Source organism: Nannocystis pusilla, from assembly GCF_026626665.1.
In the GTDB taxonomy this organism is placed as follows: Bacteria; Myxococcota_A; Polyangia; order Nannocystales; family Nannocystaceae; genus Nannocystis; species Nannocystis pusilla.
The window spans coordinates 684,104-705,737 of record NZ_JAPNKE010000002.1; the positions used below are offsets into that span (position 1 = coordinate 684,104).

At 70.1% G+C, this 21,634-nt stretch carries 14 protein-coding genes and 1 pseudogene; 4 read left to right on the forward strand and 11 right to left on the reverse strand.

Features of this window, described 5'->3' with window-relative positions; all coding sequences use genetic code 11:
* Positions 1 to 314 precede the first annotated feature (314 nt).
* Both OV079_RS60565 and OV079_RS03225 read left to right on the forward strand, forming a co-directional pair.
* Positions 315 to 2,210, forward strand: coding sequence for an RCC1 domain-containing protein (locus tag OV079_RS60565; RefSeq protein WP_476703780.1), 1,896 nt, complete (start codon positions 315 to 317; stop codon positions 2,208 to 2,210).
* Positions 2,211 to 2,232: 22 nt separating this feature from the next.
* A complete protein-coding gene (locus OV079_RS03225; RefSeq protein ID WP_267766156.1) occupies positions 2,233 to 3,228 on the forward strand; it encodes a hypothetical protein in 996 nt (331 codons plus the stop codon).
* Positions 3,229 to 3,357: 129 nt separating this feature from the next.
* Here the strand turns inward: OV079_RS03225 and OV079_RS03230 are convergent, their stop codons facing one another.
* From OV079_RS03230 to OV079_RS03240, 3 genes are all read right to left on the reverse strand, one after another.
* A complete protein-coding gene (locus OV079_RS03230) occupies positions 3,358 to 3,765 on the reverse strand; it encodes a response regulator (RefSeq protein WP_267766158.1) in 408 nt (135 codons plus the stop codon).
* On the reverse strand, positions 3,762 to 5,408 hold the full coding sequence (locus tag OV079_RS03235; RefSeq protein WP_267766159.1) for a sensor histidine kinase: 1,647 nt from the start codon (positions 5,406 to 5,408) through the stop codon (positions 3,762 to 3,764). Before OV079_RS03235 ends, OV079_RS03230 begins: the two co-directional genes overlap by 4 nt.
* 2,239 nt (positions 5,409 to 7,647) lie before the next feature.
* Positions 7,648 to 9,147 (reverse strand): serine/threonine protein kinase, encoded by a 1,500-nt coding sequence (locus tag OV079_RS03240; protein WP_267766161.1) that lies wholly within the window; start codon positions 9,145 to 9,147, stop codon positions 7,648 to 7,650.
* Between the two features lie 716 nt (positions 9,148 to 9,863).
* On the opposite strand from OV079_RS03240, the gene OV079_RS03245 reads away from it, so the two are divergent.
* A complete protein-coding gene (locus OV079_RS03245) occupies positions 9,864 to 10,448 on the forward strand; it encodes a hypothetical protein (RefSeq protein ID WP_267766162.1) in 585 nt (194 codons plus the stop codon).
* A 150-nt stretch (positions 10,449 to 10,598) separates the two neighbouring features.
* Here OV079_RS03245 and OV079_RS03250 read toward each other — a convergent pair whose 3' ends face one another.
* From OV079_RS03250 to OV079_RS03280, 7 genes and pseudogenes are all read right to left on the reverse strand, one after another.
* Positions 10,599 to 11,765, reverse strand: a complete 1,167-nt coding sequence (locus tag OV079_RS03250) for a DUF2169 domain-containing protein (protein ID WP_267766163.1) — start codon at positions 11,763 to 11,765, stop codon at positions 10,599 to 10,601.
* 55 nt (positions 11,766 to 11,820) lie between these two features.
* A complete protein-coding gene (locus OV079_RS03255; RefSeq protein ID WP_267766164.1) occupies positions 11,821 to 12,747 on the reverse strand; it encodes a hypothetical protein in 927 nt (308 codons plus the stop codon).
* An 11-nt stretch (positions 12,748 to 12,758) separates the two neighbouring features.
* Positions 12,759 to 13,728: pseudogene (locus tag OV079_RS57170) on the reverse strand (DUF2169 domain-containing protein).
* A gap of 17 nt (positions 13,729 to 13,745) precedes the next feature.
* Positions 13,746 to 13,961: a hypothetical protein gene (locus OV079_RS03265; RefSeq protein ID WP_267766165.1), complete on the reverse strand. Its 216-nt coding sequence runs from the start codon at positions 13,959 to 13,961 to the stop codon at positions 13,746 to 13,748.
* 5 nt (positions 13,962 to 13,966) lie between these two features.
* Complete coding sequence (locus OV079_RS03270; RefSeq protein ID WP_267778445.1) at positions 13,967 to 14,689, reverse strand: ADP-ribosyltransferase; 723 nt, start codon at positions 14,687 to 14,689, stop codon at positions 13,967 to 13,969.
* Complete coding sequence (locus OV079_RS55525) at positions 14,598 to 15,320, reverse strand: hypothetical protein (RefSeq protein ID WP_267766166.1); 723 nt, start codon at positions 15,318 to 15,320, stop codon at positions 14,598 to 14,600. The genes OV079_RS03270 and OV079_RS55525 overlap by 92 nt, the downstream gene beginning before the upstream one ends.
* Before the next feature lie 25 nt (positions 15,321 to 15,345).
* Positions 15,346 to 17,625: a type VI secretion system Vgr family protein gene (locus OV079_RS03280; RefSeq protein ID WP_267766167.1), complete on the reverse strand. Its 2,280-nt coding sequence runs from the start codon at positions 17,623 to 17,625 to the stop codon at positions 15,346 to 15,348.
* 470 nt (positions 17,626 to 18,095) lie between these two features.
* Between OV079_RS03280 and tssC the strand changes: the two genes are divergently transcribed.
* Positions 18,096 to 19,619: a type VI secretion system contractile sheath large subunit gene (gene tssC, locus OV079_RS03285; protein ID WP_267766168.1), complete on the forward strand. Its 1,524-nt coding sequence runs from the start codon at positions 18,096 to 18,098 to the stop codon at positions 19,617 to 19,619.
* 53 nt (positions 19,620 to 19,672) lie between these two features.
* On the opposite strand, the gene OV079_RS03290 is transcribed toward tssC, so the two are convergent.
* Entirely contained in the window at positions 19,673 to 20,497 is an 825-nt protein-coding gene (locus tag OV079_RS03290; protein WP_267766170.1) for a helix-turn-helix transcriptional regulator, read from the reverse strand.
* Positions 20,498 to 21,634 lie beyond the last annotated feature (1,137 nt).

The window sequence follows — 21,634 nt, forward strand, 5'->3', positions numbered from 1 at the left end:
GTTCGCGTGCAAGGAGGCGCTCGGCGGTTGCGGGCCCTACGAGCAGTGCTACTGCGAGGACCTCGTGTGCATGAAGGCGGGCGCGATCCGCTCCGACCCCGAATGCTACCATGACGGGTGCCGGTGCGACGAGTTCCGCTGCATCGCCGAGTGGTGCACCGTCGGCGAGACTGTGTGCAATTCGGCAACACCTGCGTCGCGTACTACGGCCAGGGCGAGGCGCCGGATCCGGCGGTGCAGAATCTCGGCCTGTGCCTCGACGCCGACGCCGGTCCGTGCGTCGGCAAGACCGCGCTCGAATGTCTCGAGGGGTAATGGCGAGACTGTGGGGCACCGGGGTCGCGCTCGCGGTCGTCGTGACCGCGGGCGCGGCATGCCCCGTATGGTGGGAGGCGGTCCCCGGGGCCGGTCCGTCGGGCTGCGGCGACGGCGAGGTCGGGGAGGGCGAGGTGTGCGACGACGGCGACGCGCTCGACCACGACGCGTGCGCGGCGGACTGCTCGCGCGAGACGATCGTCGCGGACATGTGCGCGGCCCGCTCGCACACCTGCGTGGTGTTCGAGGAGGGGGCGGTGCGCTGCTGGGGCTCGGGCGCGGCGGGGCGGCTCGGCAGCGGCGACACGGCGACGATCGGGGACGCGGCGACGGAGCTGCCGGCGGCCGACGTGGCGGTCGGCGGGGCGGCGGCGCAGGTGGTGTGCAGCGATGATTTCACGTGTGCGCGGCTGGTCGACGGCGACGTGCGCTGCTGGGGCGGTAACGCGTGGGGGCAGCTCGGGCGAGGCGATACTCGCGACGTCGGCGACGAGCCCGGGGCGCTGCCGGTCGCCTCGCTCGCGCTCGCTGGACCGGCGGAGCAGATCGGGGCGGGGCACGGGCATGTGTGTGCAATCCTCGGCGGCGGGCAGCTGCGCTGCTGGGGCTGGAACTTGCTCGGCCAGCTCGGGAACGGCAGCACCGAGGCGCTCGGCGACGAGGCGGACGAATTGCCGCCGCCGACAGTCGCGCTCGCGGGCGTGGTCGAGGTCGTCGCCGGGGTCAGCCACACGTGCGCCCGCGTGGAGGCCGGCACGGTCCACTGCTGGGGCAGCAGCTCGCGCGGAGAGCTCGGCTACGGCGATGCGCTCCGCCGCGGCGACGCGCCCGGCGACTTGCCGACCCCGGCGGTCGCGCTCGGCGGCGCGGCGGTCCAACTGGCGGCTGGCGGCCACCACACGTGCGCGCTGCTGGCGGACGCGTCGCTGCGCTGCTGGGGAGCCAACGACGCGGGCCAGCTCGGTCAGGCGCGCACGGGGGACGTCGGCGACGAACCCGGCGAGATGCCGCCGCCGCCGATCGCGGTGGACGGGGTCGTCCAGGTGGTCGCGGGGGCGAATCACACGTGCACGCGTCACGAGGACGGCGCGGTGCGCTGCTGGGGCGCGGGCGCGGCGGGGCAGCTCGGCGACGGCAAGACCGCGGACGTCGGGGTCGACCCGCTGACGTTCCCGCCGGCGCCGGTCGACCTCGGCGGCGAGGCCGATCTTCTGGCGGCCAGCGGCGGCGACGACGTGCGCGCGCCTCACCGACGGGTCGCTGCGCTGCTGGGGCGCCAACGAGTCGGGACAGCTCGGCCTCGGGTTCGCGCGCGCCGAGCCGTCGACGGCGACGCCGGCGGTCGCGGGGCGCGTGCGGTTCTGAGGGGTTTCGAGGCGAGCCACCGTGGCGGCGGACGATGCGGCGGCGGGCGAGGCCAGCGCGCATCCGTTTCGCGCATGAAGTCGATCGATGATTTGCCATGCGCTCGGGCCTGCGCGCCAGCCCGGACCGCCCGCCGATACGAGATCCTTGGCCTGCGGCCGCCGGGCCGTCGATACGAGCCGCTCCGCGACGCCGCCGCAGATGGCGGGACACATGCGCCAGTCCGCTCATTGAGCGGGGCACCGCGATCCTGTAGCGTCGACGAGGCCCGACGCGAGATCGACCCTCGACGGACGGCGGGCCAGATCCGAGGGAACCATCATGAAACACTTTCGGAGCGGGTCGAGTCCAGATCTCGCAAAACCGTCGAAACAATCTTCGTCTTCTCAAACGACGCCGACGCCGCCGCCGTCGCAGCATACGTCGCAGCAGCCTTCGTCGTCGTCGCAGCATACGGCGTCCGCCGGGTCGCACGTGCTCCCCGGATCCACGGAGGCCAGTCCATCGCCTCTCACCCTCGCAGGGAGTGAAACCACGGGATCGAGCCTGCCGGTGTCCCTCATCGGCCCACCGGAGCCAGTCGTCTCGCCGTCGCTCCTCGCGCCGGGGAGACCCTCTTCGGCCGGCGGGCCATGGTCGATGGGACAGCCGATCACTTCGGGTGTCGGTACCACGCCGCGGCTCAATTACCGCGGCGGTTCGACCGGCGGCGTCGCTCCCACCGCGGAGACAGGGTCAATTCAACCCGAACCGAAGCCGCAGGAGGGAGGCAACGCCGACGACAATAACAACAGTAACAACAATGACGCCGCCAGCAGCGACCCCTTGCGGAGGCTGATGGACGATGCCGCGAAGATGAGTCAAGCTGTCCGGCAACGCCTGAGGCCGGACAACATCCTGGTCGACGGCGAGTTCGACCGGTGGCCGAAGCTAGAAGGGGTTCACAAGGCCGTCTATGACGAATTTTACGGCAAACGGGCCAGGTCCACCGTGGGGCGCCATGTCGCCCAATCGCAGATCCGTGAACGGCAAGGTCTCGGCAACTGCGGCGAGATGTCGACGGCCGTCCTGCGCGAGCTCGTCGATTACCTGCTGAAGCACGGCATGACCGACCGGCGCGTCGACACGATCGTGCGGGGTGACCACGAGTTCGTCGTGATCGATCCGCCACGAGCAAATCAGGGGGGCGTCCCCAAGGACTTCTCGGAATGGCCCAAAGACTCGATCATCGTCGATCCATGGATGGGGATCGTGTGCCCGGCGCATGACTACCCGACGGCGCTGCGGGCGAAGGCCGAGGTGTGGGCCAGCGAGAACAAGACCATCGGCACCACTTCGAGGGTGGTCAAGAATGGCCGGATGGAGGTCGAGGAGAAGGTGATGTCTCCGCAGGAGTTCGTCGAGAGCGTCCTGAACAGAGACGCCATGACGAGTGCCGATGCCCAGGCGCTGGGTAGTCTCGAGAGCCTGAAGAAGTCTATCGATTGGCACCTCGAATGGATCGCTGAAATGTACGCAAGTCATTCGAAACGCTTGCACCCCCAGTGAAGGCCGCGCGGGCCGCGGGCCGGACGGGAGCGTCGCGCAGGCCAGCGGCAGGTGGCCGTATTCGCGGACTCGTGACGCCGGCGACGGCCGGGATGCCGCTCGAACTCGGCGCGCGTGCGGTTCTGACGGTCAGGCTTGAGGCGTCCCGCTCCGGGACGAGCGCCACTGGGTCATGATCTCCACCAGACGCTCGAAGCTGAACGGCTTCTGCAGCACGGGCCGGTCGAGATCGGACTCGCGCAGCCCGGCTCTTCCGTACCCGGTCATGAAGACGAACGGGAGCCCCCGCTCGGCCAGGACGTCGGCCACGGGATAGACCTTCTCGCCGGCGACGTTGATGTCCAGGCCGGCCCCGTCGATCCGCGCCTCGCGGGCCAACCGCAGCGCGTCCTTCATGTTCAAGGCCGGGCCGATCACCTCGCAGCCGAGGTCGGTCAGGGCGTCTTCGAGGAACGACGCGATCATCGGTTCATCCTCGACGATGAGGACCCGCAACCCCTTCAGCACGTCCGCGTTCAGGGGGTCCTGGTTCGTCATACGGCTACGCGGTCCAGGGGCAGGTCGATCACGCAATGCACTCCCTCGGGCAGGAACTCGAGGCGCACGTCGCCGGCGAACTGTCGCTCGAGGTCGCGCTCGATCAGGCGCGAACCGAACCCCTTGCGGTGCGGCGCCTGCACCGGCGGCCCGTTCGTCTCGCGCCATTCCAGGTGGATCCGCCGCCCGGCCGCGCAGGTCTTCACGTCCCACGCGACCTCGACCTGGCCGGACGGCACGGACAGCGCCCCGTACTTGGCCGCATTGGTCGACAGCTCGTGGAAGACCATGCCGAGCGTCACGGCGGCCTCCGGGCGGAGGGGCACGTCCCGGCCGGCCAGGCTGAAGCGGCGGGCGTCACCCTCGGCATACAGCGACAGCTCGGCGCCCACGATGTCGTGGAGGCTGGCGCTCTGCCAGGAGGTCTCGTTCAAGAGGTTGTGCGTCTGGGAGAGGGCCAGGAGGCGGGCCCCGAAGGCCTCCGCGAAGGCCCTGGGCGAGTCCGTCGTGCGCAGCGTCTGCGCGGCGATCGCCTGCACGATCACCAGAGTGTTCTTCACCCGATGGTTCAGCTCGTTCAGCAGCAGCTTCTGGCGCTCCTCCGCCTGCTTGCGCTCGGTCAAGTCGAGGCAGAACGCCACCCCCTCGCGCTCCGACCCGGCGAATCGGGCGCCGCCGAGGAGCACCGGGATCCGACTGCCGTCCTTCCGGACATACTCTTTCTCGAAGGGCCTGAACTCGCCCGTCAGACGCAGCTCTTCCAGCGCCCGCTCGTCGGCCTCGTGAAACTCCGGGGGCGTGCATTTCGCCCAGTAGAACTCGCCGGCGATCACGTCCTCCCGGCTATAGCCGACGAAGCGCAAGAATGCGTCGTTCGCGTAGGTGATCCTGCCGTCCAGATCCCAGAATCCGATGCCGATGATGTTGGAGTCCACCAGGCACCGGATCCGCGCCTCCCGCTCCCGCAGCGCCAGCTCGGCCCGCCGGCGCTCGCTGTTCTCTCGCTGTAGCTCGGTGTAGAGGCGGGCGTTCTCCAGCGAGATGGCCGACTGGGACGCCAGGAGCTCCAGCATGGCGATCCGGTCGGCGGTGAAGACGCGCGGGGTCAGGTTGTTCTCGAGATAAAGGACTCCCACCAGCGTGCCCTGTTTCACCAGAGCGAGGCAGAGCACCGAGCGGGGGTGGCGCTCGCGCACGTAGGGGTCGTCCGAGAACAGATTGGGCGCGGCGGCGTCGTCGAGGATCACGGTCTCCCGCGTGCGCATCACATAATGCAGGATGGCGAGCGGTAGATCGTTCGGGGTGATGGGAGCCTGGCGCAGGGTGACCTCGACCCGGTCGCGCACGGTGACGACCTCGGCCTCGAGGTCGCATTCGGCGCCACGCGGGCGGATCAAGAGGCCTCGCTCCGCGCCCGCGTTCTCGACCGCGATCGTCAGCAGCGTCTCGATGAGCCGGTCGAGGACGAGCTCGCCCGAGACCGCCTGCGAGGCCTTGAGCGCGGCGGCGAAGTCCAGCTCGACCGGCCCGGCCGCCCGCCGGCGCGTCGCCTCGCGCGGGAGGAGGCGCGGGAAGTCCCGCTCCAGCCGCTCGGTGATGCGAACGGCGCCCCAGCGAGCGTACAGGCGGTGCGCCTCGGTCATGTACGCGCCCGCCAGGAACTCCCTGTCGAGGTCGAGGTAATGGCGGGCACAGAGCTCGCTGGCCAGCGCCGCGTCGTGCAGGAACCGCCCCTCCGCGCGGCGGCGATCCCGAGGTCGTAAAGGGCGCCCGCGTCCTCGCGCCCCTGGACCCGGGCCAGCTCTGCCTGCAGGATCAGGCTGCGGTGGCGGAAGCTCGCCGGGCCGCATTGGGCCCACAGCTCCACCTTGTGCGCGCATTCGCCGAGCCGCGCCAGGTACACCGCTCTGCGCGCCGGATCGGCCGGCCCTGCGGCCCGCGCGAAGGCCAGCCCGCCGTAATAATAATAGCAGGGGCTGGCGTGCCAGGCCGCGAGCATGCCCAGGCGCCCCGGGTCGGTCGAGCCCCAGATCTCCGCCACCTCGGCGTACGCGCCCTGGAACACGCCGGCGAGGACGGCGAAGATGTTCAAGAAGTAGAGGGACGCCCGGTTGTCGATCCTGCGGGCCTCCTCGGTGACGGCGTCGAGGTCCGCCCACGCCGCGGACGTCGGCTCGCCGTCGACCGCGGCGCCGAACGCCTCGGCGCAGCGCGCGACGGCCCCGACCATCCACGTGATCGCGTTGAACTTGTCGAGCTTGCACAGCGGTAAATACAGCCTCGCCTCCTCGAGGACGTCGCGCAGGTGCGCCCCGCGGAGCAGGCTGTTCATGCACGCGTTGCAGGTGTTGTAGAAGGCCCAGATGTATTGCCCGGTCTCGATGCCCGCGTGGATGCCCTTGCGCAGCGACGCCTTCGAGTGCTCGTAGGTGTCCTTCCAGTGCTGGACCCACGCCCCCCACATGTTGCACAGCATGGACTCGGACTTCTTGTCGGGATGGAGCTCGTCGAGGCGGACCGCCGCCCGCCCGAACTCGTGGCCCTTCTCGATGTCGAGCCTGGCGCACAGGAGCGTCCCGAAGTTCACGAACGCGTAGATCGAGTTCCTCGATATGCCGTGCTCGATCGAGTTTTGCAGGATCCGCATCACGGTGATCCCGAAATTGTTGGTGCCGAGCTGATAGGTGGGCGAGAACATCTCCTGCAGGAGATCCTGCAGGACGGCGATCTCGGGGTCGTTCAGGGCGGGCAGGTCGACGAGGGACGCCACGGGGCGGTCGCCGATGACGGCGATCGTCCGCTCGAACTCGGCGGCGAGCATGTCGTCGTCGGGGTAGGGCGGCAGATGGATGTCGAACGCCCGCAGCGCCGCGAGCCCCTCCTCCAGGGCCGCGGGCAGGTCGTTCTTGAGGATCTCGACGTTCATCTTCAGGCGCCGCACCTCCGTCTTGTGGAGGCGCCCCATCGCGTGATCGAAGCAGCCCGCGAGGGTCGCGAGCGCGTCGTCGTGCCGCCCGCACAGCGACTCCATCACTCCCTTCTCGGTGTGATACACGAATGCCAGCTCGTAGTCGGAGGACCACGCGTCCGCGGGCAGCATGGTCATGCCGTGCTCGAGGTACTTCAAGGCCGCGGTGAAGGCCGCCGACTCCTCGGCTCGCCGGGCCGCCTGGAGGTTCAGCCTGGCGGATTGCATGCGCTCCTGCGCGGCTTGCAGCAGGTCGCCCGCGCTGTTCAAGTGATTGACGACGTCGAACAGGTTGCGTCCGGCGCCGAGATCCAGCTTGCCGAGCAGGAGCCTCGCGATCCGGTAGTGAAACGCCGGCCGGTCTCCGGGCGGGATCAGCGAGTACGCGGCCTCCTGGACCTTGTCGTGGGCGAAGCGGTACCGGCCGTCGGCGCGCACGATCAAACCTTCGGCGAGCGCCCTGTCGAGGCTCCCGTACGTCTCCTCGGGAGGGCGCTCGCTGACGGTGTTCAGGACGTCCAGGTCGAACGTGTTGCCGATCGTCGAGGCCAGCCGCAGCACCTCCTGCGTCGCCTGGGGCAGCCGACGAAGGGTCTCCGCCATCAGGCTGAGGACATTGTCGGTGTACTCCAGCCGCGCGATCTGCGGCAGGTCCCATCGCCAGCCCGCCGCCGGATCGAAGACGAGCAGCTTCGTCTCGTGGAGGTGCCTCATGAATTGCTTCACGAAGAACGGGTTGCCTCCGGTCTTCTTCAGGACCGCGTCGGCGAGCGTGTCGCCGTCGGCGATCTGCAGGCTGTCGTGGACGAGCTCGAGCAGGTGGGCCCGCCGGAGGGGCCCGAGGACGATGTGCACCACCTCGAGGCCGGTCTTTTGCAGCGCCTCCAGCGCGACGGTGAACGGATGCGTCGGGGTCACTTCGTTGTCCCGATAGGCGCCGCAAAAGAACAGCGACTCCATGGCGTCGCTCGCCAGGAGGGTCGTGATGAGGGCGAGGCTGGCCGAGTCCACCCATTGCAGGTCGTCGATGAACACCGCGAGCGGATGGGCGTGCCTGGCGAAGACCGCCACGGATTCGAAAGTACAGGTTGAAGCGGTTCTGGGCCTCGACCGGGCCGAGCGTGGGGACCGGCGGCTGCTCGCCGAGCATGTGCTTCAGGCACGGGAGGACGTCGCAGATGACCTGCGCGTTGCTCCCGAGGGCCTCGAGGATGGCGGCCCGCCACCTCGTGATCCTCTCCTCGCTCTCGGAGGAGCTGCCGGACGAGCGAGTCGAACGCCTGGACGATGGCGCTGTAGGGCGTGTCGCGGTCGTGCTGGTCGTATTTCCCGCTGATGTAGTAGCCCTTCTCGCGGGCCAGCGGCTTCAGGATCTCCTGGACGAGGGACGACTTGCCGATGCCCGAATAGCCGGAGACGAGGACGATCGCGCGCTTCCCCTGGAGCACGTCGTCGAACGCCTCGATGAGCCGTCGGATGTCCTCTTCGCGCCCGTAGAGCTTTTGGCGGATCTCGAAGAGGTCTCTCCTGTCGTACTGGCCGGGGTTGAACGACTCGATCGCGCCGCTGCCGTCCCATTGCCTCCGGCACTCCTCCAGATCGGCGACAAGGCCCCTGGCGCTGTGATAACGGTCCTCGGCGTTCTTGCTGAGGAGCTTCGTCGTGATGGCACAGAGCGCCTGCGGGATGTGCGGGTCGAGCTCCGCCGGCGGGACCGGCCTCACGGCCATGTGCGCGTGCATCAGCTCGAGCGGGTCCGTGGCCTCGAACGGCCGTCGCCCTGCCAGCAGCTCGTAGAATACGATCCCGAGCGAGTACATGTCGGTGCGGTAGTCCACGCTGCGATTCATGCGGCCGGTCTGCTCGGGCGACGTGTAGGGGAGCACCTCCGAGAGGACGCGCGGGCTGTAGATCTCCTCTTTCTCCCGCGTCACGTCGCAATCGACGCCGAACCCCGTAAGCTTCACCTGACCGCCCTCGCCGAGCCGGATGTTGGGAGGCCTCACGTCGCCGTGGATGAGGCCGCGCCGGTGGATGTCGGCCAGGGCCTCGGCCATCGCGATGGCGGCGTCCAGGAATGCGCGGACATCGAGCTCGCCGCGGGGCGTCACGCACAGGGCGTCGCCCGAGAAATATTCGGTGATGAGGACCAGCCCGTCGCCGTGCTCCTCGACCTCGAGCACCTTGACGACCCGCTCCGAGTCGATGCGCTTGATGAGGCCGTAGGCGTGCTTGAAGCGCGCGATGTCGGCCATCCTTGTATATTCGGTGTGCAGCACCTTCATCGCCACGCGGGCCCCGTCGGCGTCGCGGCGGGCCAGATACGTGGCGGAGCCCGCGGTCTCGTCAATCTTCGCGGTGACGTGATACCCTTTGACCCGAACCGTCCTTTGCTCCGTCGAAAGATGTGTCATGGGTCTGTCCTCCGCGTGCCTGCCGTCGAGCAGGCACCCCGTCCGGGGTGGCGGAGCGGGCAGGCTCTGGAACAGCCGCCACGACTCTCGGAGCCAACCATCCTAGCAGAAGCGGCGCGTCGACAAGGCAGCGGAGCGGCGCGGCTCCCGAACGGCCCGGGACGCACGGCGCCCGCGGCATCGCAGACGCGGCGCTGCGAGCGGCAGGAGGCAGAGCCGCAGGCCCATCCTGATCCAGGCCGATCGGCGGCGGCCTCCGCTGCTGCCGCGGGCCGCGCCGGGACCGCCGCGGCGCGAGCGCGCTGAGCCGCCGATACGAGCGCGTGAGACGGGCCCGAGACCTTCCAGTCCACCGCGCTGCGGCTCGCAGCGCCGACAACGATCGAAGCGGCGCGCTGCGTCACCGCCGACCTCGTCGAGCACTACGACGTCCGCCACAGCGCCCTCGGCTACATCGCGCCCAGCGCCGAGCTCGCAGGCCGCGAGGCCGTCGTCTTCGCCGGGCGCGACCGCAAACTCGATGCTGCCCGAGCGCTCCGCCGTCGACGCCGAGAACTTGCTCGCCCACACCGGACCCGCCATCATCCCGGCGAGACTTGTCCTGCCGCGAGTCCGCAGGCTGCCCCTCTCGGTGGCATGCACGCTGAATCGCCCTCCATTTGGGAGGCGTTGCTCAGCGTGATACACGTGACCGCATGGCACGCCAGAGATCCGGGATGATCGTCGCCGCCGTCGCCGCCCTCTGGGCGCTCGCCCCGGCACGCGGCGATGCTTGCGAAAACGCCGTGCTCGCGACGGACAAGAGCGTCGCCTCCGTGAAGGAGGCCGAGGTGAGCCTCGACGGCGGCGACCCGCTGAAGGCGCGCCGCAGGATCCAGGAGATCCTCGGCGGCGCGGATGAGTTCGACGAGCGGACGCCGAGCGCCAAGGGCCTCACCAAGCGTGCCCAACGCATCATCGCGCTGGCGAACGTCCGGCTCGACGACCTCCGGAGCGAACACCGCAAGGTCTTCCTCGACAACGCCGTCTGGGTGCTCTCGCGGCTCGCCGATGACAGCCCGGGCGACGCTGCAAAGAAGGCCGACCTCGCCGAGGCGCTCGCCAAGACCAACCCTGGCAAGGCCAGGAAGATCCTCGAGGACCTCGCCAAGCGCGATGTCGTGGCGACCCCCTACGCCTACGCCGCCCTCGCCCGCCTGCGCGCCTCGGACGGCGACGAGAAGGGCCGCGACGAGGCGATGGCCAGGTGCAAGCAGATGGCGAAGCCCGAGAAGGTCAGGTCGATCTGCAAGCTCAAGTAGGGGGCTCGCTTCATCGTCGCACGCCGCAAGTGCGACGCTCGTCGGGGTCGGCATGACGGGTCCGAAGGACGTCGGGCCACGCCGATCGCGGCGGCTTTTCGGTGAATGACCTTCGGGACATGTCCGAAAGACAGCGCGCCGGCGGTCCGCTCAATCGCGCCAGGCCACGCGCATCGGCATCTTCAAGAATCTTGTGGGGCGTGACGCCGTCGCGTCGGGCCGCAGCCGCGCCACACGACTGTCAGGCGCCGGCGATCGGGCGCGAGCAGGAGGGTGTGGAGGACCGGTTCGACGGCTTGCACCGCGCCGCCCTTGCGGGCGTCGATCGCCGCTCGGGCGCGGTGGGGACGCGCAGCTCGAGGCGAGGGCGACGCGGGTGGATGTGCTGGAGGACGATCGCCTCGCCGCCGCGCAAGTAGGGCAGCTGCAGGGTGAGAGAGGCGCCGTTGCTGACCTCGAGGGCGTGGTGCGGCGGCTTTTGCCGTCGCCGGCGGCGAGGGCGGGCGGCACGAGGCCGCGCGCGACCTCGGCGGGCGGGCGATCGAAGTCGCCGGCGACGGGCACGACGCCGAGCATGGCGACCCGCGGGTACCAGCCGTAGTCGATCCAGTCGGTCCCGCGCGGCAGGGGCATGCGGTGCCAGTGCATGAAGTCGCCGACGGCCAGGCGATCGGTGCGGACGGGGTCGTCGGGGTCCTCGATCTGCGGCAGCTCGAGCGCCTCGACGGCCGCGCGCGTGGGTTCGATCAGGTAGCCGCGGCCGTGGGGGTTGCGCGGGTAGAGATAGGGCGAGGCGGCGTCGAGCTGCGCGTCGGTCATGCCGTGGAAGCGCGGGTCCTCGCGCGCGGGGTTGCCCTGGTGCGCCTCGTAGACGCGGTCGCGGCCGCCGTAGGCGTGGGTGTAGCGCAGCGGCACGCGCTCGATCGCGGTCGCGGCGGAGAAGCGGAGCTCGCCGGTCGGCGCGAGGGCGCAGCGACGCTCGCCGACGACGCGCAGGCGAGTGGTGCGACCGGCGACCGCGACCTCGGCGTCGACCCGCGCGGCCGTGCCGTCGCCGTAGACGTGGCCCTGGACGACGACGTCGGTGCGCAGCTTGTACATGTACGTGTCGATGTCGGCGACCAGCAGCTCGGGGAAGGCGGGGTCCCACTCGGGCGCGAGGACGAAGCCGGGCTGCTCGTCGGCAGGGCCGAGGCGGCCGGCGTCGTCGAACTCGTAGGTGCGCTTGGCGAGGATCTCGAGCGCCCAGCGACCGTCGGGCAGACGGACGGACAGCTGGGTGCCGGTGTCGGAGGGGGCGGTCTGGACTCGCGTCATGATCCTGCCTGCGGCTGCTCGCGCGGGGCGCCGAACTCCTCGATACCGCTGAGGCTCAGGAGGTCCATGCCGAGCATGCGGACGAAGGACAGCGGCACCTCCATGCCGAGTTCGAAGAACATGTCCAGCGCCATGTCGAGGAGGAGCTCTGCTTCGTCGGCGTCCCCGCGGTCTGGGGTCGATGCCCTCCCGCAGTCGGGGCGGTCTTGCCGGGCTGGCCCGAGGGCCGCGCGGATTGCCAGCGAGGGGGCGCGTTCTGGGGTCGGTGACCGCTTGCGGTCGGGACGGTCTTGCCGGGCTGGCCCGAGGGCCGCGCGGATTGCCAGCGCGGGGGCGCGTTCTTGGCGGCGGCGGACGTCGTGGATGAGGCGGAGGTCTTGGCGGCGTTCTTGGCGGCTGTCCTGGAGGCCATCTTGGCGGAGATTTTGGCGCCGATCGGGTTCATCACCCGCCGGGTGACGAAGCCGCTGGCCCAGTTGGCGGCGTTCTGCCCGGCGAACTCGAGGGCGGCGTCGAAGATCATGCAGGCGGCGCCGAACAGGATGTCGAACGGCGACATCCAGGTGAAGTGGGTGGTGATGCAGAGGACGAGGCCGGTCGGCAGCGACACCGGCTCCTGACAGTTGGCGTTGAGGCCGACCGCGACCAGCAACGCGGCGGCGCACGGCTGACCCTCGTGGGTGTAGGCGCTGGCGCCGAAGTAGGAGACGGAGGAGCTGAACAGGACGTCGAGCGGGGTGAGGAGGCTCGGCGCGCCGATGTGCGGGATGCCGGGGCCGATGTCGCTGCCGCGCTGGACCGTCAGGCCGTGGAAGGTCTGGCTGGTCGGCGCGAGCATCGGCGTCAGCGGCTGGAGGCCGTTGAGGACCATGACCGTGACATAAGGGACTGGTTTGGGCAGCGGGAGCGGGGCGCCCGGCGGCCAGCAGATGTGATGATCGATGCCGATCATCAGGTCCCAGTTCTTCATCACTGCGAACACTGCGAGGCCTCTCAGTCGGGCTCGACGAGCCGAAGGGTGCAGCTGCGCCGCTGGTGCGGCGTGACCACGTAGCGGAACGGATAGCGGTAGGTGAGGAAGACGCGGCGGGCGTCGGCGTCGACGCCGATCTGGTCGAGCACCGGGGTGCGCTCGCCGCCGTCGTCGCCGATCTGCACGCCCACGCGGAGGTCGATGCGCGGCAAGGTGAAGACGAGCGGGCCGTCCTCGCGGACGCCATGGACGACCACCGAATCGCCGGGGCGGGCGCGCGGGGCGATCATGTTCGGAAAGGCGTCGTTGAAGAAGCCGGGGCGGATCTGGCGGACCGCGCCGGTGGCCTCGTCGAGCTCGAGGCCGCGGCGCACCCGCGGGCCGAAGTGTTGCGGGCAGGTGCCGGTGCCGACCGGCTCGGGGCGGTCGTCCCAGGCGCGGATCGGGGCGGCGGGATCTTCGAGGTTGGGCAGCAGGCCGCCGCGCGCGCGACCGCTCGAGGTAGAAGCCGCGACCGCCGGGGTTGTCGGGGTAGGCCACCTCGAGGCCGTCCCACTCGTCGGCGCCGCCGTAGGCGTGCGCGAGGGTCAACGGGACCGAAGCGACGGGCTCGGGCGCGGAGGGCACGAGGCCGGCGACGCCGCTCCGCCACACGCGCTCGCCCCACGCGACGAGGTCGGCGCGCCAGGTGCGACCGATCTGGACCGAGACGTCGATGCGCGGGACGGGGCGCCCGCGGTCGCTGCGAGCGGCGCCGAAGATCAGGACGTCGACGCCGTCGCGGACGAACCGCTGGTCGCTCGGCATGGGCCCGAGCGGGCCCTGATACGGGCCGGCGGAGACCGGCCACGGCTGCGCGTCGGCGGGGCGCAGGCGGCCGTCGACGATGTCGTGGGTGACGCGGACGATGAGGCCGGCGAGGACCCGCTCCTCGTCGATGCAGCCGCGGAACAAGTGCGCAGGGTAAGGAGTGGCGTTGTGAAGCTTCATCGCGTGCGGCTCCGACGTCAGCCCTTGTCGTGTGCGCCGGGCAGCAGCGGCGGCTCGTTGCGCGGGCCGGAGTCGCGGACGATCCGGAGCCCGGTGTCGTCGCGGAAGCGGCTGCGGGCGAGCGGGACGGGCTCACCCGCGGCGAGGGCAGCGCGGATCTTCTCGTGACGCGCCCTGGCAGCGGCCTGGAGCCGCGCCACGACGTCTGCGGAATCGTCGGTGCCGTCGGTCATGACGATCACTCCTCCACCAGATAGATCACGTCCCGGACGACCTTCACGAGCTTGGGTGGGTCTTCATCCCAGGTCTTCGACTTGTCCCACTCGTGGACCTCCATCTTCTCGCGATGGGCGACGCGGAACCTGGTGTTGGACGGGAACAGGACCTCGGACTCGCGCCCGGAATGGAGGTCGGGCGGGTATTTCGCTTTCTTTGGATCGAGCTTGTGGTGGCCGTAGTAGGATAGATCCTCGACGTAGGCGCCGGTCTTCGACTCGATGTAGATCTCGTGCTGCTTGCGGAAGGCGACCGGGGTGTCGCTCGCCGCCGACGTGCTCGTGAAGCCCGGATCGGAGACGTGCGCGCCTTTCTGCCACTGCTGGTCGATGGCCTCCGGGAGGTCGCAGCCGCGGACCACCGTCTTCTTGTACTTCGGGAGCTTGGCCAGCGCCGCGTTCACCGTCCGCGCGTAGCCGCCCCACTTGGGATCCGGGTCGTGGTTGCGCAGGGCGGTGTTGACCTTGTCGAAATCATCCCCGGTGTAGCGGAGCACCGCGTGCAGTTCGGCGTCGGGGATGTGGCCGTAGACCTTCGGCCAGGACGTCTTGAGGTGTGAAATCCAGGCGAGCTCGGCTTCCTCGGTGAATCCTTCATTCCCCTCCGAGGCCGACTTGAAGTGGGCGATGTCCTCGGACGTCGCATCCGGCTGATTCGGGGGGCTGCATCGTCTCGTCCCACCAATCGGGCGCCCCGTCGGTCTTGCCGGGTGGACCGGGACGACCGGCCGGCGGCTGGTTCGAGTCAATCTTGTCGGGCTGACCCGCGGGCTGGCCGGTCGGCGGTTGGTTCGAGTCAGTCTTGCCGGGTTGTCCGGGCTGAGCATTCGGCTGCTTGCTCGGGTCGGTCTTGCCGGGCTGGCCGGGCTTCTTGCTCGCGCCGAAGTTCGACCCTGCGAACTGCCCGCTCGCCGGCCCGCCGCTCGACTGGAAGCTGATCGTCGGCGGGAAGCTCGGCGAGAAGATCATCTGTCCCATCGACCATGTCCCTCCGGCCGGCTTCGCAGCCGGGGCCGTCGACGCGAAGCCCGAGGCCTTCGGACCCGCCTGCGACTTCGGCCCGATGAGCCCCGAGAGAAAGCCGAGGCCGCTGCCCTTTCCTGCGGGTGAATTGGCCGGCGCGGCGGCTTCGCCGGGCTGCGTCGCCGGGTTCGGCGGCGAGCCCTGCTGCGCCGACGCGGCACCTGCCGGCGCGAGGTTCGGCTGTTCGTGCGGCGATCCGTTGGGCGGCTCGGGCGGCGCGCCGTTCGGCGGCTCGTTCGGCGTCTTGATCGACTGCTTGAGCGGCCCCGGGGTGTTCTTGGTGAAGCTCGGCACGCCGATGGTTCTCCTGTTCGGGTCGTCAGAAGAAGCTGCCGAGGGCGTTGCCCATGTTGACGGTGACGAGCGCGCCGTCGATCGTGATGTTGCCGCCGGTGGCGATGCTGATCCCGCTGGGCGACAGGGTGATCGAGGCGCCGCCGGCGGACAGGGTGATCGTCGCGGCGCTGATCGTGAGGGCGCCCGTGACTGCGAGGGTGTCGGTGCCGCCGACCGTGGTGGTGCGGGTCCCGGTGACGCCGAGGCTGTGGTTGGCGCCGATCGTGACGATGGCGTCGGCGCCGATGGTCGCGGAGACCATCATGCCGGCGCTGTAGACCGTGCTGCCGACCACGGTGACGAACTGGTCGAGGCCGACCTCGAGCTTCTGGGCGCCGAGGACCTGGACGTGCTGGTTGCCGCCGACGGCGAGGGCGTTGTCCATCGCCGCCACGGTGAGGTGGTGGCCCGTGACGCTGACGGTCCGATCGCCGCCGACGACGGTGTCCTGCCCGCCGGCGACGGTGGTGCGCTGGTTGGCGTGGACCGTGGTCGTCTGGTCGCCGCCGATCGTATTGACCTGGTTGACGCCCACGGTGCTGGCCTGATTGAGGCCGATGGTGTTGACCTGGTTCTGGCCGATGACGTTCGTCTGGTGCTGGCCGACGACCAGGCTCTGATCGACGCCGACCAGCATCGTCTCGTTGTTGCCGACCGACGCCGCGCGGTCGACCAGCACGTCCTCGCTCTGGTTGTTGCGCACGGTGAGGGCGTCGTCGCGGCCGACGTCGCGGGTGGCGTCCTGGAGGACGACGGTGTTCATGTCGAGCTGGGCGTGGATGAACACCTCCTCGGCGCCCTTCGCGTCCTCGAAGCGGAGCTCGTTGAAGCCGCCGCCGCCGGGCGAGGACTCGCTCTTGATCGTGCTCTTGGTCTTCTCGTCGGGCAGCGGGTACGGCGGCGTGCGCGTGCCGTCGTAGATCCGCCCGGTGATGATCGGCCGGTTGGGGTCGCCCTCGATGAACTCGACCAGGACCTCGTGGCCGATCCGCGGGATGAACATCGCGCCGAAGTTGGTGCCGGCCCACGCCTGGCTGACGCGGACCCAGCACGAGCTCGTCTCGTCGAACGGCGCGGCGCGGTCCCAGTGGAACTGCACCTTCACGCGCGCCTGCTCGTCGACGTAGATCTCCTCGCCCGCGGGGCCGACGACGGTGGCCGTCTGGACGCCGCGGATCGACGGGACCGCGGTGATCCGCGGCGGTCGATAGGGGGTCTCGATCGGGAGGGCGACGAAGTCGTTGGTGTAGGCGAGCGCGGCCTGGGCGTAGACGATCTTCGTCTGCTCGCCGCGGTGGACGATGCGGATGACGTGGTAGTCGCCGTCGAGCTCGCCCCGCATGTGGCCCTCGAGGGTGAAGGAGTGGCCGGGGACGAGGCGCGGGCAGTCGCTCGTGCCGGTCGCGACCTTGCCCGGCACGCGCGCCTCCTCGAGGCGGACCTTGGCGCGCGTGGTGGCGAGGCCCGGGTCGCGCAGGCCGGCGGGCGCGTCGTAGAGCTCGAGCTGGGCGTAATCGCGGCCCTGGTCGCGGCCCTCGACGTCCTGCGAGGCGTGGAGGTCGTAGTCGCGGACGACGGCGGCGCCGGGGACGATCTGTCGGCCGAGCGCGAACACCTTCACGTGCTCGCCGCCGCGGACCTGCTCGTCGATGCGGAACGAGAGCTTCGGGTCGCCCTCGATCTTGACCCGCCCGGTGTTGATGTCGGACAGCACGAGCGTGTGCCCGGAGTCGCCGTGCTCGAAGTAAAAGGCGATGCCGTCCTCCTCCATCAGCCGGCGGACGAACGCGAAGTCGCTCTCGCGGTACTGCACGCAGTAGTCCCGCGCCGCGTAGCTGCTGCCGAGGCGGGCCTGGAACGCGACGCCGGCCTCGGAAAGCACGGTCTGCAGGATCGCCGGCGTCGTCGTCTGCTGGAAGATCCGGCTGTTGCGGCGGAACTGCATGCGCCACATCGCCGGCACCAGCGTGATGCGGTAGAGCGACCGCGGCGGGGCCTCGCCGGCGTACTCGGCCCCGCAGATCAGGCCGTGGACGGTGCGGGGGCTGCGATCGACGCCGGCGAGGCGCAGCCTCGCGGTCGCGCCCACGAGCTCGTCGACGTCGACGTAGCGCGAGGCGACCTCGATCTTGAACTCGTAGAGCTCCGAGACGGCCTCGACCCCGGAGAACTGCAGCACCCAGTAGGGATTGATCGAGCCGTCGACCTCGAAGCGGGCCGAGTTGCCGCCGATCATGCTCGCGGCGAGCAGTTCAGACTCCACGTCGTCCCCTCCGGCCCGGCATCGTCGTCGGCAACATATCCATTGTCCCGCGGTGGTTTCAAGCCGCGAACGATCGATGTGTCCGCGCATTCGACTTCACGGGATGAATTCGCACTGGCGCGATCACGGCCCGCGCGAGCCGCGGTGGGTATTCGCAGTCGTGACGCCGAACCACACGCAGAGCGGTCCAGGGGCGCGATCGCGGCGGTTTCGATGAATGCGCGGTGCGGGCTCCGCGGTGTCGCGCGCGATTGCTCGTAGTGCGAACCACTCCTTTAAAGCACAGACTTCGGCGCGAGCGATTAAACATAGCGGACTCGGCTTTGTCGGCGCACGGGCCCGGGCACCGGCCCGCGGTCAGGGTGACGCCGGCGCGGCGCCGGAGATCGAGCGCTGGACAGCGCGGTCGCGATCTTCTACGATTGCGAAATGTGCGGAGGGCGTTCGCCCGCCGCGCGGAGGGCGTAATCATGAGTGGGAACGGGGACGATCGAGGGTCGAAGGGCGGGACGTTGCTGTCGGAGCTGCTCACGGTCAGCAGCGTGGGGCCGCGCGGGAGCGACGGCTACAAGCTGGTGCGCCGCGGGACGCACCGGCTGCTCGACGAGCTGCTGCGCAAGGCCGAGAAGGCGGCGCCGAAGGTCGACCGACAATCGGTGGAGGGCATGATCGCGGAGCTCGATCGCCGGATGTCGGCGCAGGTCAGCGAGATCTTGCATCACCCGCGGGTCCAGCAGATCGAGGCGGCGTGGCGCGGCGTGCGGTACCTGGTCGACCGGATCGACGTCGCGCAGAACATCGGCCTCGAGCTGGTCCAGGTGACGAAGGAGGAGCTGCGGGTCGACTTCGAGGACGCGCCCGACATCACCGCCTCAGGGCTCTACGACCTGGTGTACCGGCGCCGGTTCGGCACGCTCGGCGGCAAGCCCTACGCGGTGATCTGCTCGACGCACGAGTTCGGGGCCGACGGCGACGACGTGGCGCTGCTCAAGCAGTGCGCGGCGGTGGCGGCGATGGCCCACGCGCCGATCCTGGTCAACGCGGCGCCGGCGATGTTCGGCCTGTCGTCGTTCACCGAGCTGCCGCGGATCAAGGACCTGCCGGCGCTGTTCGAGGGCGGCAAGTACTCGCGCTGGAGCTCGTTCCGCGACAGCGAGGACGCGCGGTTCGTCGGCGTGTGCCTGCCGCGGTTCCAGCTGCGCTACCCGTACGGCGAGCCGGTGCACGTGCCGGAGGATTCGACGGAGTACGTGCCGGCGGCGCAGCGGCCCGACGCGCCGGTGACGTCATTCGCGTACAGCGAGGACGTGATCGACCGCCACGAGCGCTATCTTTGGGGGCCGGCGTCGCTGGCGATGACGGCGCGGATCGCCGACAGCTTCACGCGCTATCGCTGGTGCCCCAACATCGTCGGACCGCAGGGCGGCGGGGCGATCCACGAGCTGCCGCTGCACATCTACGAGCAGGGCGGGCGCCTCAAGACGAAGAGCCCGATCGAGGTGTCGCTCGACGATCAGTGGGACCGCGAGCTGTCCGAGCAGGGGTTCATCGCGCTGGTGTTCCGCAAGCACAGCGCCAGCGCGGCGTTCCTGTCGGCGAACTCGGCGCATCGACCGAAGCTGTATCCGCGCACCCCGGAGGGCGAGGCGGCGGCGCGCACCGACGCGGTCGGCTCGCGCCTGCCCTACACCTTCGTGATCGCACGGATCGCGCATTACATGAAGGTGCTGCAGCGCGAGCAGATCGGGTCGTGGAAGACCCGCGCCGACCTCGAGCGCGAGCTCAACGAATGGCTGCGCGGCTACGTCGCGGACATGCCGGACCCGCCGGCGGACACGCGGGCCCGCAAGCCGCTGCGCCGCGCGCGAGTGACGGTCGCGGAGGTCCCGGGCCAGCAGCAATGGTTCCGCTGCGCGCTGGCCGTCGAGCCCCACTTCTCGCTCGAGGGGGTGCCGGTCGAGCTGGGGCTGGTCGGCAAGCTCGACCGCGCGTGAGGGCGCCTGCAGGGCCGCAGGCGGGGCGCGGAGGCCGGGCTCGTGAGAGCCCCTCAGCGCCGCTTGTCGCGCTCGCCGGGGCGGTGGCGGGCGCGGTAATCGCTCGGTGACTCGCCGGTGACGCGGCGGAACATCGCGCTGAAGTTCGCCAGCGACGCGCAGCCGACCTCGAGCGCGAGCGCGGTCAGCTTCATGTCGGTGTCGCGCAGGGCCGCCTGGGCGGCGCGCACCTGGGCCGCGTTGTACTCGTCCTGGAAGGTCGTGTTCTCCTCCTGCAGGCGCCGCTGCAGCGAGCGCGCCGACATCCCCAGGGTGGCCGCCGCCTTCTCGAGCGTGATCCCGGCGAACGGCGGGACGAACACGCGGCCCAGCCGCGCGACGATCCCCTCGTCCATCGCCTCGGCCACGATCGCGTCGAGCTCCGCGACGAACGGCGCCGGCTCGGCGAGCCCCAGCCAGCGCAGCGCTGGCTCCGGGTCCTCGTGCACCTGCGTCGGATAGGGCGGCTCCATCACCTGATAGAACCCGGTGACGACGGCGCCGGGCAGCCCGGCCGGTCGCAGCAGCGCCTGCCGCGTGACGACGCCCTGATAGGCGGACTGGCGCGCCCCGAGGTACGCGACCAGCGTCTCGTACGCGCCCTCGTCGACGCCGACGAGCCGGCGCAGGTCGACCAGCGACGCGTGCGGGGCGACGTCGGGGCGGATCTCCACGTCGAGGATGGCGGTGAGGGCGCGCAGATCGGCGACGTCGGGCCGGCCCCACAGGGCGAACCCGTAGAGCTCCGCGCTGGCGCACCAGTACACGAAGACCCGCGAGGCGACGTAGAGGCCGACGGGCGCCGTCATGAACTCGGACAATTGCTGCGCTGGCTGCATGCGACGGCTCGCAGGCCCGCAGCGTAGGTCGCCGTCGGGCCTCGACCGTCCCGATTAACGCCAGGCGATCGCGCTGTCAACGGACGCGCCGCGCGCGAGGACTGCGGAAGAACCCTCATCGCCCGGGACCACCCCGTGTCGCGCAAAGGCCCCACCCCGGGCGTCGGCACCTCCGCTGTCTCTCGGGTCAGGTGCGGCCGCGGCTGCGCACTCGCGCCCTCGCCGTCGGGCTCGCTCGCGGCGGCCAGGGCGGCGAAGCCGAGTTCATGCGTCGTCGTCGCAGGGGCGGCCCCAGACCGGCGCCGGCGCGGTCCTACGCGCGATCGAGGCAGTCGGCGCCGGGGTCGTCCGGCGGTTTCAGCGAGGGCGAAGTTTTGCGGGTGAGCAAGCCCGGCGAAGTCGGCGGTCGAGGTGGTCACACCTGCGCGGCTCCGATGCACGCGCGCACCGTCGGTCGCGTCGGCGAATGTAAGGAGGACGGGCAAAATTGATTGGGCATAGTCCGGGCGTGGCCGGAGTTGTCCATACATAGGATCGTCGGCGGCGCGCCGATTGGCGTCTTCTCGAAAGCGCCGTCGCATGAACGCAATTCACCGGTCCGCGCGGGCCCGTTCACTGCGAGCATGTCAGAATTCCGGCGAGACTGTTGGCAAGGTCAGGTGCCGCTGCTACAAGAGTTCGACCGGCCTGGCCGTCACTGTAGACGTTCGGGCCGGCGCGTCCCCTCCGGGGCGTCCCTTGCTTACCCTTGAAAGAGCTTATTGATGCGCCTTCCAGCCAACATCCCGTCGCGCTCCTGCACCGCGGTGCGGCGGTGCACCGTGACGGTTCACCATGACGCGTGCGTCACGGTGCGCCGCGACGGCCGCGGGTTCGGCGGCGATGGGCTGGTGAATCATTTCGGTGGTGACCTCGAAACCCGCGGCGAGGGCGACGAGTCAGAGGCACACCGTCGCAAGCGGCCGCGCCCGGCCGCCGCGCCTCCGGGTCGCGGCGGTCGTGCGCGGGGGCAGGCGAACGGATCCTCGCGCCCGACTTACACTAAACTGGCTTGAACTACACTGAATGGATTGGACTATGCTCGAGACAATGAAGCGGAGAGACGACGAGAAGAAGGAGCTGCCCAAGTTCGCGTTC

Bases quoted from the DNA above. Each gene is read 5' to 3' on its own strand.
- OV079_RS03265 (WP_267766165.1), bottom strand. From the start codon at position 13,961: ATGACCGACGGCACCGACGATTCCGCAGACGTCGTGGCGCGGCTCCAG.
- OV079_RS03290 (WP_267766170.1), bottom strand. From the start codon at position 20,497: ATGCAGCCAGCGCAGCAATTGTCCGAGTTCATGACGGCGCCCGTCGGC.
- OV079_RS03235 (WP_267766159.1), bottom strand. From the start codon at position 5,408: ATGACCGAGGCGCACCGCCTGTACGCTCGCTGGGGCGCCGTTCGCATC.
- tssC (WP_267766168.1), top strand. From the start codon at position 18,096: ATGAGTGGGAACGGGGACGATCGAGGGTCGAAGGGCGGGACGTTGCTG.
- OV079_RS03245 (WP_267766162.1), top strand. From the start codon at position 9,864: ATGATCGTCGCCGCCGTCGCCGCCCTCTGGGCGCTCGCCCCGGCACGC.
- OV079_RS03240 (WP_267766161.1), bottom strand. From the start codon at position 9,147: ATGACACATCTTTCGACGGAGCAAAGGACGGTTCGGGTCAAAGGGTAT.
- OV079_RS03230 (WP_267766158.1), bottom strand. From the start codon at position 3,765: ATGACGAACCAGGACCCCCTGAACGCGGACGTGCTGAAGGGGTTGCGG.
- OV079_RS60565 (WP_476703780.1), top strand. From the start codon at position 315: ATGGCGAGACTGTGGGGCACCGGGGTCGCGCTCGCGGTCGTCGTGACC.
- OV079_RS03250 (WP_267766163.1), bottom strand. From the start codon at position 11,765: ATGACGCGAGTCCAGACCGCCCCCTCCGACACCGGCACCCAGCTGTCC.